The sequence below is a fragment of the Deltaproteobacteria bacterium genome, from assembly GCA_029860075.1.
GTDB lineage: Bacteria > Desulfobacterota > JADFVX01 > JADFVX01 > JADFVX01 > JAOUBX01.
On sequence record JAOUBX010000107.1, the window covers coordinates 1 to 12,731 of the forward strand.

Consider the following 12,731-nt stretch of genomic DNA (forward strand, 5'->3'; position numbering starts at 1 on the left):
AAAAGAACTAACATTTACAGAAGTTGAAATAAAGGCAAAAGCTTTATCTAAACATAACATTTATGTGAAAGCATATGCCCTTCCGAAGGGGATTTTTAGAGGAGTTTTCTGGGATTATAGACATATATCAAATACAAAGAACAACTTTCAGCTATGGATTATTTATGATATTGATGATAAATCGAGTAAAGAGGTATATTTAAATATACCTACACCTGATGGATTTAATAAACGCGTAGTGCGATAGGGTCGGACCTAGCTAAGTAGTTGAAAGTTAAAGGAAAAGATCTTGAAAATGGCCTGAAAATAGGCTTAGAAGGCCCATTTTGGAGGTAAAAAGGGTTGTTTAAGGAAAGAGATGGCAAGAGCGAATAGAATATTTATAGCGGGTCATGTATGGCATATAACTCACTGCTGTTAAAAGGAAAAAGAATTAAAAGATTTTTTTTTAGACCCCGTTAAGAGATTTAACGGGGCAGGCGGGATTAACAGGATTGACGGGATTAAAAGATAAAGAAAAAGATTATTTTTAAGGTTTTAAAATCCAGAGAATCCTGTAAATCCTGTTAAAAGAAAAAGATTTAAAAGCTTGTTTAGACGAGATCGTCGGTATTTAATAGGATAAGGCAAAAAAAATGAAAAGAAATTACTTAAAAACAAAAAGATGCTTTCTGTTTCTTGTGGTTGTCAGCGCTTTCTGCATGCCTGCCGCCGCCTTTGCCGGTAACGCCACCTACAGTTACGACGTTTACGACCGTGTGGAGCGGGCGGCTTATGACAATGGTCCCGTGGTGGAGTACAGCTATGACACGGCGGGGAATCTGGCTGGAAAGACGGTGATTAGTAATGTGCTGCATGTGAGTACAGCGAGTGGCGGGGGAACGGTGTCATCGTCAGGTGGTGCCGACTGCGGAAGAGGCTGCTATTTTTTCAACACGCCCACCATGGTAACGCTCACTGCCCTTCCTGATGTTGGCCGGCAAGTGACGGGCTGGTCCGAGGCCGCCTGCGGGACGAACCTTACCTGTGCCGTCAATGTTGATTCCATGAAGCATGTGACGGTCACTTTCACCACTGAGACCTTTACCCTGAATCCAATCTCTGCAACGAATGGAAACATTGATCCCGATACGGCGCAAACAGTCAATTATGGCAGTAGCATGGCCTTTACCATGATGCCTGATGAGGGCTATATTTTGGGTGATGTGCTCATCAACGGCGCCCCGGCAGGGGCGATTAATCCCTACACCTTTACCAATGTTACAGCAGCCTGTAATATTCAACCTTCCTTTGTGGCAGACCCTGTGACTCTATCTGCCGAGACGCTTGATTTCGGCACGCTGGAATGTGGAACCACTTCGGCAACACAGACGGTGACCGTGTCCAATACGGGAAGCGTTGACAGGGTAATAGGGACGGTTGGACTGACAAGCGGAGCGGCAGCGGAGTATGCCCTTGTTTCCGATACTTGTTCCAACATAACGCTTGCGCCATGGGCAAGCTGCAATGTGGATATTCAGTTTTCACCGGCTTACAAATGGTCTGCCAGAGTGACTATGCTTACTTTTCCTTATACGGATGATTACATTGCAGACAAATCAATAGAATTAACCGGCAATGGAGGTGATACTTGTGCAGGAGATATGTCTGTAATTTTGCCCGTCTTATATGCTGTTTTATCTGTGGGTAACATAACCGTCAATGCAGGTGAAGGTGGTGCAATAATCCAGGCCGGCGGGGATACTTATAATATTGTCCCCCATGCCGATTATGAAATTCTGGATGTGATTGTCGATGGCAGCCCGGAAGGTCCTCTGTCCTCTTACACTTTTACCGATTTATATGAAGATCATACCCTTCAGGCAACATTCTATTCACTGATGGTGAGCAGTAAGGGGAGTGTAAATCGTATTGAAGGGACCAATACCCTAGAGATTCTTCCCGATAGCGGCTATGTTGTTAAAGATGTTCTGATTGATGGCATATCCCTCGGGCCTGTTACTACTTATACCTTTGAGGATACATCTTCTAGTTATACGGTAGAAGTCCTCTTTGAAGTTGATGCAGCATGGATCATGACAATCTTTAAGATTATTTTAGAGTAAAAATAGAGAAAATTTTAATTTAAGAAAATTAATAATAATTGGAGGTTTAAGATGAAGTTAAAAATATTTTTATCGGTGTTCGTAATATTGCTGTTTGGAGGGAGTGCGCATGCCGGCTCCTACTATTTAGGCACGATTGACGCAATTAGAACAAATACAGGTACAGCGGCATCTTCATCTGGGTGGGTACGGGTTCTGGTAACGAATCCTGAAACTATTTCCAATGGAGCAACATGCACCACAAGTTCTGTTGCACATTATGTTTTTGACGGGAACACAAGTGAGGGGAAGAATATGTATGCTCTGTTGTTAGCTGCTTTTTTAACTAACCGCACAGTTAACATTAATGGAAACCAATTATGTGATAATCCTTATGGTAATGCTGAAACTATTTTGGCTGCAGCAATTCAATAAAAATCCAGGAGGAATAAGAGGGAAGTTTCGCTTTTGTTGATATTGTTTGTGAAAAAAAGCTTTAACGTCCCGGAAATGCTGCCGGAAGTCCTGTAAGTCCTGTCAAAGAAAAAAGCATTAAAAGCTTGTTTTTCAAACCACGTTAGGGTATTTGACGGGACAGGCCGGAAGAGAGAACCCATACCCCCCTTGACAGGGGAGCATGGGTTCTCTCTTCGTGGTTCCCGGCGCCTTTGGTGGATAAATCACTTAATCTTTTCCTTTATAGAAGGCACTTCCTTCATTACTTCCTCCAGCTTTTCACAACTCAGGCTGTACACTTCAATAGGAGAAGTGGCCACGATCCTTTCTCCGGTAGGTGATTTGCTGAAAAGCGCATTTTCGCCGAAATGGCCGCCGCGGGAGAGGCTCGACACTCTCTGGCCTTCTTTTATGACTTCTGCCGTTCCCTCTTTGATAAGGTAAAGCCTGTCAACGGAGTTGGTGAGAGGGTTGCCCGATTCGATTTGAGCGTATTCCATTTTTGCGGCGATGGCTTCCCGTTCCTCGTTTTCCAGTTTGGCAAAGGCGTGAACATGGGAAAGCCGGGTGTTTAGCACTCTCTTTTTGTAGGCCTCTTCCAGGGCGGCTTTCAGGTGGGGAAGCTCTTCAAGATAGGGCATGAGGTTGATGCGGCTAAGCTCCAGCAGCGTTGCCGGTGTGGAGGCCTTGACTGTGGCCGTTCTCGGCTGGGGGTGGAGGAGGGCCACTTCACCGAAAAACTGGCCTGCTTTAAGTTTGGCAAGAAAGATTTCCTTTCCTTTTTCATCGCAGGTGACCACATCGACGCGGCCTCTGCCGATAACAAAGAGCGAATCACCGTGGTCCCCTTCTCTGACGATGTTTTCACCGGGAAGGAAGGAGAGGGCCGTTAGTTTGCTTGTAAGAGAAGTAATGTCCTTTTCGCCCAGTTCTTCAAAACAGGGGACCCTGGCAATGAGATCGGCAGGCGGGAAGAGCAGTTCATTGACTGGCCTGATCTTCATCTTTCTGATGCTTCTTTCTATCTCTTCCTCCTGTTCCTTGAGTACCTTGTCGGTGATGGTTCCATGTTCGTACATCTCCCGGAAGGTCTCCAACTCCGAGTTGAGGCGGCATCTTTCCAGAATTCCTTCTTCCACTTTTTCCACATATTCGGGATATTCTCCTTTTAGAATATCGAGGCGCTGCGTTGTTCTTCTGTGGAGTTTTTTGTAAAATTCCCTGGCGACGTTAATGGCTTCATCAGAGTATGACTTGTGGGCCGTCATCTCATCGAGCTCCTTAAGTATTGAAGAAAATGCGAGGAGCCTCGCTCTTTTGCGTTCGTAACTTGCCGCTATTTTACCTGTTTTGTATTTCATCGAAAGGGGCCTGAAGATAATAAGCATGCCCAGGAATTTATAGAAAACTTCAGCAACCAGTTCACTAAAGGGTGGTCTTTCACCCTTACCCATGACTTCCCTTCCTTCCTTGATGCGGTCAAGTTCATTATCAATGATATTCAGCAGTTCTTTCAGGTTGTCTTCATTGAGAAGTCCCTCCTCAAAGAGCCGGTAATAATTTATTCTTTCGAGCATGAGCGTATGTCTCGTTACCATACTTTTTTCACCTTCCATACCGATGCTCTCTTCACCGGCCCGAAAGGATTGAAGCGCGCTTTTAATCTCCATTACGGCATTATTGTATTTCTCTTTTGCCGCCTTCAGGCTTTTTTCACTGATTGCTCCCCGGGCTGCAAAGGTCTGCATCTCTTCCCATGCATGTTCCTTTGAGTGAAGGAGGGCCTGAAGACGTTCGAATTTCTCGGCTACAGAGAATTTATTGAGTCCCAGTACGTTCATAAGGGGATTAATGGAAAGACCATTGACAACGAGGGTAAAGAGAACGACACCGAGAGTAAGGACAAGAATAAAGGCGCGTTCTTCCAGGTCCTCCGGTATGCTGAGCGCGATGGCAATGGCCAGGGCACCTCTCAGCCCGCCCCAGAAGATGACCGTCTGGAACTGGACGCTTACCTTTTCAACGAGCTTAAGCTTTCCTATGAGGGGAACAAGGGAATAGACAGCCATTGCCCTGGCTGCGATAATAGCCAGGGAGGCAACGAGAATGGCCCCTATATTGGCGGCAAAGAGATGCATGTCGATGCTTAATCCCACAAGAAGGAAAATGAGGGAATTACAGATGAAGGCAAAGTATTCCCAGAATGACTCCATATGTTCTTCGATGGAGGGGGAAATTTTTGTCCGGCCATAGCCGCCCATGGTAATGCCTGCCGCCACAGTGGACATGATGCCTGATACATGAAAGAGATGTTCCGCCGTGATAAATGCCGTATGGGCCAAAATGGTGGTAAGAGTAATTTCAACGAGAGGATCGTTCCTGACTATTTCAATGGTCTTGGCAAAGATGACGCCCAGGATGGTGCCTGTCAGGATTCCGCCTATAAAGACGATAAAAAATTCGACTATACCGCTCGTAATGGTAGAGGCCGTAAAATTACCAAGAATAATGACGCCCAGGATTATTTTAAAGAGGACAAGCGCCGTGCCGTCGTTAAAGAGGCTTTCTCCCTCGACGAGCAGGTTAAGGCGTTTCGGCGCGCCGATCTCCTTGAAAAGTGCGACGACGGCTACGGGGTCTGTGGCGGAAATGAGGGAGCCGAAGAGGAGCGCTATGCCGAGAGGAAGCCCCAGAACATAATGAATGATGAGTCCCACTGTCGCTGTCGACAGGAGAAGGGCGGGAATAGCCAGGGTAAGGATAGGCACAATGTTTTTTATGAGCGCCTTGGCGTCGAGGTTAAAGGCTGATTCGAATATGAGCGCCGGAAGAAAGATGAAAAGCACTACTTCAGGCGTCATTTTAAGCAGGGTGAGGGGATGGAGCGCTGATATCTGGTGTGACGCCCAGCCAAGAATAAGGCCGATAATGACGAGCAGGATGGTGAAGGGGAATTTGATCTTTTTTGCAACGATGGCAACGATGGATGCTGCAAAGAGGAGGGTCATGGTGGCCATGACCGTATCGAGAATTATACTCTCATGCATTTTTAAGCACCTCCCGAATCGGACGCCGGTATTTCAAAGGGCTGCCCAGAGAATTAAGGGCGTCTTGAAATCGATAAACCACTTTTTCCCTAAAACTATATCATAAATAATTGAAAAGTATATTTGAAAGAGGGAAATTAGTACCTCTTTTCGCTTGAATGGTTATCATTTTTTGTATATCTTTTAAGGGCAGACAGGTAATGAGCAGAGAAGAAAAAAGGCAGCTCTGAACATGCGGTGCGCGGCGCCGGCTGCGGTAAAAAGTGACTCAATATAATTATGGAGGTGAAAAATGAAAAAACTAGGTGTACTCATATTATCGGGGATAATCTTCCTGTGGGGAACTTCCTTTGCAACAGCCGGAAAAGGGACGCTCTATACGGCCTATAATCTATGGTATGAATATGACAGGGGAGGCAATTTAAAGCCCATAACGGGCATTAACTACAAAAGAGGAATCATCATACCGGCAGGAACGAAAGTAAAGGGCGTGAAGACAAGTTCGGGAAGGCGGGGAACAATGGTTATCGATTTTGAGGTCGCAAAAGACGGTAAAAAGTATGTTATTCATTATCAGCCGAAATATCATCCCGGCGTGAATATTGAAACCTTTAAAAAGCGCTTGTTTACTTCCAAACCTTTAAGCGCCCTTACAAAGGGATTCACAAAGAGAGAGAAAAAAAATATCAAGCTTGGAAAAGTGACGACAGGAATGAAAAAAAAGGCCGTTCTTGTTGCCTATGGTTATCCGCCGGAACACAAAACGGAATCAACAAAGAGTAATATATGGATCTACTGGCTTGACAGGTTCCGTACCATGAAAGTTGTTTTTAATGATAAGGGAATCGTTATATCGGAGTGATGGACTGCCGGCAGGTCTCCCCCTTTGACAAAGGGGGAATAAGGGGGATTTTCTAATTCCGGAGCTTCCAAATCCCCCCTTGCCCCCTTTACTAAAGGGGGGAATGAATGTAAATCCTTCGGTAGGTCTGTTCCGGTTTTTGGCAAGGCTCAGGGTGACCGGTTCATTTAACTAATGAAAAACGTCCAATCACCTTTTGACCGTCCGGTTAAAGAGCTTTTCCATTTCTTTAGCCACCTTTTGACCGATGGCTGTTCCCGTCGTCTGAAGTGAATTTAGTCCTGCCGCCTTAAGGCTGAGTCCGCCTCCCTTGGAATCGGCTTCGCTGATCTTTACTTCCTGAGCGATAAGCCCCGTCTTGTTGTCGAGAATACTCACCGACCCTGTTGAAATGGCGAAGATGATTTCACCCATTTCGCCTTTTTTTGAAGATTTGACCCTTCCTTTTACCGTAAAGTCGGCTTTGCCTGACTTGCCTTCCAGCACGTTAAAGCCTCTTTCCTTGAGTTCCCTGATTATGGCCGGCTTGACGACAGGGGGGATGATCTTTGTGCCGAGATTGGACTCCCTCATGGTGACACGCACCTTGATATCTTCTTTTACAGGCAGGATGTAGGTGAAGTTGGTTTTAGGCAGTGGCGCCGGAATGGTCTCTTTATCGTAATTGAGCGTTGCTTCAATAATATTGTTCCTGATTCCTGAGGGACTGACTCTCGAAACTATCGTTTTTGCATGACCCCTGAAATTTGTGGAAACCTCCTGCTGAAGCATTCCTGATCCCTCCAGGATCGTGAATTTTACAGGGAGCCGCTCAATGGGGTAGCTTCGACCGTTATTTTTATAGGTTGCAATGACCTGGAGCGGTTTTTTGAGCGCTTCACCGAATTCACCTTTTTGCAGGTTGCCGCTCACCTTTTCAAGCCTGCATTTGGAGATGGTTTCAATTAATCTTCCTTCCATAATGGCTGCCGATTCGGTTGTTATAATAACCGATTGATCGGCGCCGGCTGAAATAACATTGAGAAGTTGAAGGGGGGCATCCGCTTTTCTCTGTTCCCCGATAGCCCTAGTGTAATTGGGTATGGCTTCGGCAATTTCTATATTTCTGCGATGCCTTTCCGCCGTCATAAAGTATTCGTTGGCCAGCCCGTAGTGATTGTTGATCTTTTTGAGTAATGCCGAAGCCGCCTTATCCCTGTCAAGGGCAGCGAAGGAGTAATGAATATGGTTCTTTTTGTCATGGCGCCGCATGACGATGGATATGCCTTCCAGGTTTTTGATGTCTACCGATGTATCGATTCTCCGGGATAGGTGACGTGACGATTGGACTACGCCATCCCTGTCACTTGCCTTTTGCGATAGCGTCAGCTCACTGTTGATGGAAACCCTGATTTGCTCGGCTACCCGGATCATGGACAGCTTATCGGCCGTTTCCAGTGAGCCCCCTTCTCCCGTTGCGGTAATAAATAATTCTTCAGGATATCTTATGTCTTTGCCTGTCCATGTCCAGGATGGCAGCGCGGGTTTTGCAGTGAGCGCTCTGTCGTCCCTTCTTTCCCCGTCACCTGTCGCACAGGAGGAGATAAAGAGAAGGATGATGAAGAGCAGACTATGGCCTATAAATGCTTTCATTTTTACTAAACCGACTGGCTGAATTATCATAAAAAAATACTAATATACCGGAGGCCATAAGTCAATGGTAAGAGGCCGGATTTTGCTTCAGAAAAATCAGGGAAAACTTTGGAAATTCATGGCCTGCGCCCCTGGATATTGAAAATTTAATAATAACTCTTTGCCGTTATTTTTTATTTATGATATCTTTTTTTTATAAGCTGATTTATTGAAATTATCCTTTAAATTATACCTGAAAAGAGAAAGAATGATGAAAAAACTGCTAATTGTACCTGCTCTTATCTTATTTGCCTTTGCCGCTTTTACCGGTTCTGCCTCTGCACAGTATAAAAAAGCCAAAATTGCCGTTCTCGATTTTCAGCTCCAGGGAGACAGTTATGAAACACAGGATATGGGCAAAATTGTTTCTGAATGGCTTATTACCGCTCTTGTCAAAGACGGGCGCTTTGATGTCGTTGAGCGGCGGCTTCTCGAAAAGATCCTGGTGGAGCAGAAACTGGCCCTGACGGGTTTGATAGACGCAACGAGCGCAGCCAAACTGGGAAGGGTGCTCGGTGTTAAAATTATTATTTCCGGTTCAGTCATGAAATTCCAGAATGTGATGGAGGTCAATGCCAGGATTATCGATGTGGAAAGCGCCTCCATCATTGCTGCCGAGAATGTTAAAAGCACTACCGCTGCGCGACTGGAAGACCTCGTTGTGCAGATGGCCGAAAAGATTATCCAGGATTTTCCTCTTGAAGGTTATATTGTCAACAGAAAGGGAAATACCGTCTCTGTAGACCTCGGAAAACGTGCCGGTGTCAAGCGGGACATGCACTTTGTTGTTTTTAAGGAAGGAAATGTAATAAAACATCCCAAAACGGGTGAAGTTCTCGATGTAGAGATGATCAAAACAGGACTGATTGAGATAATATCCATCGGCAATAATATTGCCAAGGGCTCAATTATAGAAGAAAGCGAAAAGAATGCCGTCAAATATGGCCAGCGTATCAAAAGTGTTGTTGAAACGGAAAGGCCTATCGGTAAGTACACTCCGCCCCAGGATTATTCTATCCCTGCTGCACCCAGGCCCGTTGTGGGACAACCGGATTCACTGGAAGAAGCTGATGCCCTTATTGAAGAATCGATAAGACTGAAAAAGATGAAAGATCCGAACTGGAAGGTTCCTTTCAGGGCGGCAGCTTCCTATCTCAAGGGTGTAATAAGGACAAAGAAGCGGTCACCGCAGGTAAATTACTACTTTGCCAGGCTTTATATGGTGGAAAAAAAGTACCGTACCGTTTCTAAATATGCCGATCTTGCCGTAAGGTATGACAAGGGATACTTCGATGCATACAAGCTTAAGGGAGATGCCTGCTCGGAGTGGGCCAAAACCCGCACGCGGGGATGGAAAAGGATCGTCAAGTGGGGTGTTAAGGCTTATAAAGAGGCGGCAAAGGTGAGCAGTGACGATGCGACAAAGGCGATGATGTATTTTGAAATCGGCAATATCTACAGCGATGCAGATAATCGGAGATATGCCATGAAGAACTGGAAAGAGGCCATTGCCATTGCCCCTGAAAGCGAGGCTGCCAGGCGTGCCAGGGATAAAATGGATTAAGCTGCAAATCCCCGTTAGACACAGATATACAGAGACAAGTTATCATTAACGCGGAAGCACAATTCGAATAAAATGCTTTTAGCCGTCTTTAAACCTGCATTTTACCCTGTGGCAAGAGAACTATTTTATTATTCCCCACTTTTTGACAAAGGGCCATTTTCCAGAAATTCCACCCACAGGGGTTGCCATGTTTTCCATGTATGACCGCCATTTCTTCTAAATACCCTGTTTTCAGGGAGAATCTTTTCAATGAGCAGGGAAGCGGGTCGATAGCCGTCCTTCGTTCCATAAGCAAGATAGACAAGTGGTATCTCCCTGTCAGGTTCTGAAAAACGCTTGATAAAGGTGAAGAGGTCTTTTTGCCACTTTTCGATGCGGGCCTTTTGGGGGTCCCATGCCATAAGTCCTCCCGATTTTTTTATGCGTTGCACGACCCCTGAATTGCCGAGGAAAGGTGCTACAAGGAAGATGCCGTCGATATCTTCCCTGTTTTCCATGGTGTAGAGGAGAGAGCCGAGGCCACCCATGGAAATGCCGACGAGCCATATATTTTTATAGCCCTTTGTTTTGGCAGGGTTGATAACATCCTTTTTGAGTCGTCTCACCAGGCTCCTGTCGAAGTAGTAACCGAGATGGCCATTAACGGCGACAAGGTCAACCTGCAGGTTCCTTGCTCTCACAGCTTCAATGAATCCGTGTTTTTCGAAGTCTCTTTCAGTGCCCCCTTTGCCGTGGAGAAGGACAATGAGTGTCTGGGGCCTGTTTTTTCCCGGATAATTGTAATAGATGTTTTTAATCGGTTTGACTACCGGTGGTGTGGACATGCAGCCCGTACAAAGAAAAGCCGCAAGGGCTGTAAGAAGAAAGCTTTTAAAGAGAGAAGAGGGTTTCATCGATGAGAATTTACCTCCTGACCGGCTTTATCATATTGAACGGCTACCAGGGGAAAATAGTAACTGGTATTGAAAAAATACCATACTTTTCCTTCACCCTCAAGGAGCATAAAGGCGCAAATATTTTTTCCGGAGAGGGTTCCTGACTCGTCTACTCTATGATTAGAGGGTTGGCCGGGTCGTGACGGAGAAGTTCTTTTTGTGTGTCATTTGATTGAAGCAGGGCAACCACCTTTTCAATGTCCCCGAAGAGAGGCCTGTCGTCTTCGAGTTTTGGTGTAATACTGCGGACCCGTTCATAGAATTTACGGTAATCTTTGCCCATCATGTTATCATCCTTACGCAGGTCGGCAGCCTGAACGATGGCAATGGTTTCGATGGCGAGGAGTTTCCATAGAATGGGAAGCACTTTTCGCGTCATTTTTGCGGCCGTCGTTCCCATGCTGACAACATCCTGGTTGTTGGCATTGGTCGGTATGGTCTGGATAGACCCCGGTGTGCCAAGCAGCCTTGCTTCAGCCGCCAGCGAGGTTGCAAGAAGCTGGCAACCCATCATACCCGAGTTGAGGCCGGGAGCGCCGCCTGTGAGCAGCGGTGAAAGCCCCATGCTGTATCGCCAGTTGAGGAGTCTTTCTGTTTGCCTTTCCGATAAAAGGGCAAGTTTGATTAGGCCTATGCGGAGGTAATCGCTTACCATGGCAATATGCTGCCCGTAGAAGTTGCCGCCATGGATGACCGTTTCCGTTGCAGGGAAGATAAGCGGATTGTCAGTGGAGGCGTTAAGTTCCCTCGTTACTACCTGTTCCACATGCCAGTAAGCGTCCTGGAAGGCGCCCAGTATCTGGGGGGTGCATCTTAGTGAATAAGGGTCCTGTATTTCCGTTCCTTCTTCGACGGGTTTTTTATGAGAGCCCCATTCGTGGTCATCGATCTCTTTTTTATAATCAGGGTGAGATTTAAGATAGCCTGCAATGTAGTCAGCCGTCGTATATTGTCCCCTGTGACCTCTCGCCATATGAAGCTGCGAGCAGAGGACTTCCGGCGCGCCGTAGAGGGATTGAATAAGGCATGCCGTGAGAAACTCCATCCATCTCAGTATCTGTGAGGCCTCGATTGTGGCCAGCGACATGAGGCCTGTCATAACGGAAGTCCCGTTAACAAGGGCCAGGCCTTCCTTGCACTTTAAGGTAACGGGAGAGAGGTTTTTCGATTTTAAAGCGTCCTTTGCAGAGAGCCTTTCGCCATCTGTCCTGGCATGTCCGAGACCGATAAGGAGTCTGCTCATATGGGCAAGAGGCACCAGGTCACCGCTTGCGCCGACGGAGCCTTCACTCGGTATTTCAGGAAGGACGTTATTATTGAGAGCGCCCAGGAGAAGATCGACGACTTCCTCACGAATGCCTGAATAGCCTCTGGCAAGCGCATTTGCCCTTGCCGCCATGATGGCTTTTGTTTCAAGGTCCGAGAAGAGATCACCCTGTCCCACCGAGAGATGGTGAAGGAGATTGATCTGGTGCTGTTCGAGGTCGGCATGGGAAACGCGCTGTGCGCTTAAAGGACCAAAACCGGTGTTGATGCCGTAAATGGCCCGCTCTTCACCGGCAAGCTTTTCGACGAGGGCCCTGCTTCGCTTCATGGCCGCCCTGGCATTGGCCGCAATATCGCATTTTTCCCCGCCCAGTACGGATTTCCTTATATCGTCAAGGGTGAGTTTATGTCCGTCAAGATTAATCATAGCAGGGGCTAATAGTAGCGGAAAGGAGAAGAAATATCCAGATAAAATTTATTAATCCATTATTTACTTTTGTGTCACAAAATTATATGTTATTTGAAAATGTGGTATTTTTTATTAAAGTAAAAATAATAAATTTTAAACACTTCAAATCACTAGTGTCCCAACGTTATGAGATGTAAAATTTGTAAATGCTTGCAACTAATCATGAAATTAAATCTATTTGTTTTAAACGACTTGAAAAAAATTAAGAGATTCAGTCATTCTTTCTGTACTACAAGAAGGAGGCTGAATAATGTACACAGGCAAACTGGTTTTTTCTCAGGTAATGGAGCATTTGCCGCTTCATACCTTTCATCAATGTGTCAGCCGCTACAAAGGCAATCACAAGATCAAGGACTTCACCTGTCTGGATCAATACC

11 protein-coding genes are annotated in these 12,731 nt (G+C 46.0%); 7 read left to right on the top strand and 4 right to left on the bottom strand.

The features are described 5' to 3' along the window. The 3 genes from OEV42_19895 to OEV42_19905 form a co-directional block, all read left to right on the top strand. The coding region (locus OEV42_19895; protein MDH3976533.1) for a hypothetical protein at positions 1–247 on the top strand (247 nt) is incomplete at its 5' end. 388 nt (positions 248–635) lie between these two features. After that, entirely contained in the window at positions 636–2,105 is a 1,470-nt protein-coding gene (locus OEV42_19900; protein MDH3976534.1) for a choice-of-anchor D domain-containing protein, read from the top strand. Positions 2,106–2,156: 51 nt separating this feature from the next. Next, a complete protein-coding gene (locus OEV42_19905; protein MDH3976535.1) occupies positions 2,157–2,519 on the top strand; it encodes a hypothetical protein in 363 nt (120 codons plus the stop codon). A gap of 245 nt (positions 2,520–2,764) precedes the next feature. Here the strand turns inward: OEV42_19905 and OEV42_19910 are convergent, their stop codons facing one another. Next, complete coding sequence (locus OEV42_19910) at positions 2,765–5,587, bottom strand: Na+/H+ antiporter (GenBank protein ID MDH3976536.1); 2,823 nt, start codon at positions 5,585–5,587, stop codon at positions 2,765–2,767. Between the two features lie 292 nt (positions 5,588–5,879). Here OEV42_19910 and OEV42_19915 point away from each other — a divergent pair, with 292 nt between their 5' ends. After that, a complete protein-coding gene (locus OEV42_19915) occupies positions 5,880–6,449 on the top strand; it encodes a hypothetical protein (protein MDH3976537.1) in 570 nt (189 codons plus the stop codon). Positions 6,450–6,638: 189 nt separating this feature from the next. Here OEV42_19915 and OEV42_19920 read toward each other — a convergent pair whose 3' ends face one another. Continuing rightward, positions 6,639–8,111: an LPP20 family lipoprotein gene (locus OEV42_19920; protein ID MDH3976538.1), complete on the bottom strand. Its 1,473-nt coding sequence runs from the start codon at positions 8,109–8,111 to the stop codon at positions 6,639–6,641. 217 nt (positions 8,112–8,328) lie between these two features. Here OEV42_19920 and OEV42_19925 point away from each other — a divergent pair, with 217 nt between their 5' ends. After that, on the top strand, positions 8,329–9,684 hold the full coding sequence (locus tag OEV42_19925) for a CsgG/HfaB family protein (GenBank protein MDH3976539.1): 1,356 nt from the start codon (positions 8,329–8,331) through the stop codon (positions 9,682–9,684). Positions 9,685–9,812: 128 nt separating this feature from the next. Here OEV42_19925 and OEV42_19930 read toward each other — a convergent pair whose 3' ends face one another. Next, positions 9,813–10,577, bottom strand: coding sequence for an alpha/beta hydrolase (locus OEV42_19930; GenBank protein MDH3976540.1), 765 nt, complete (start codon positions 10,575–10,577; stop codon positions 9,813–9,815). 2 nt (positions 10,578–10,579) lie between these two features. Between OEV42_19930 and OEV42_19935 the strand changes: the two genes are divergently transcribed. After that, positions 10,580–10,723, top strand: coding sequence for a hypothetical protein (locus OEV42_19935; GenBank protein ID MDH3976541.1), 144 nt, complete (start codon positions 10,580–10,582; stop codon positions 10,721–10,723). Between the two features lie 5 nt (positions 10,724–10,728). On the opposite strand, the gene OEV42_19940 is transcribed toward OEV42_19935, so the two are convergent. Beyond that, the gene (locus OEV42_19940) at positions 10,729–12,312 is read right to left on the bottom strand and encodes an aromatic amino acid ammonia-lyase (protein MDH3976542.1); all 1,584 of its coding nucleotides are present in this window, start codon (positions 12,310–12,312) and stop codon (positions 10,729–10,731) included. Positions 12,313–12,604: 292 nt separating this feature from the next. On the opposite strand from OEV42_19940, the gene OEV42_19945 reads away from it, so the two are divergent. Beyond that, positions 12,605–12,731: DUF4372 domain-containing protein (locus OEV42_19945; GenBank protein ID MDH3976543.1), on the top strand; the 127-nt coding region annotated here is incomplete at its 3' end.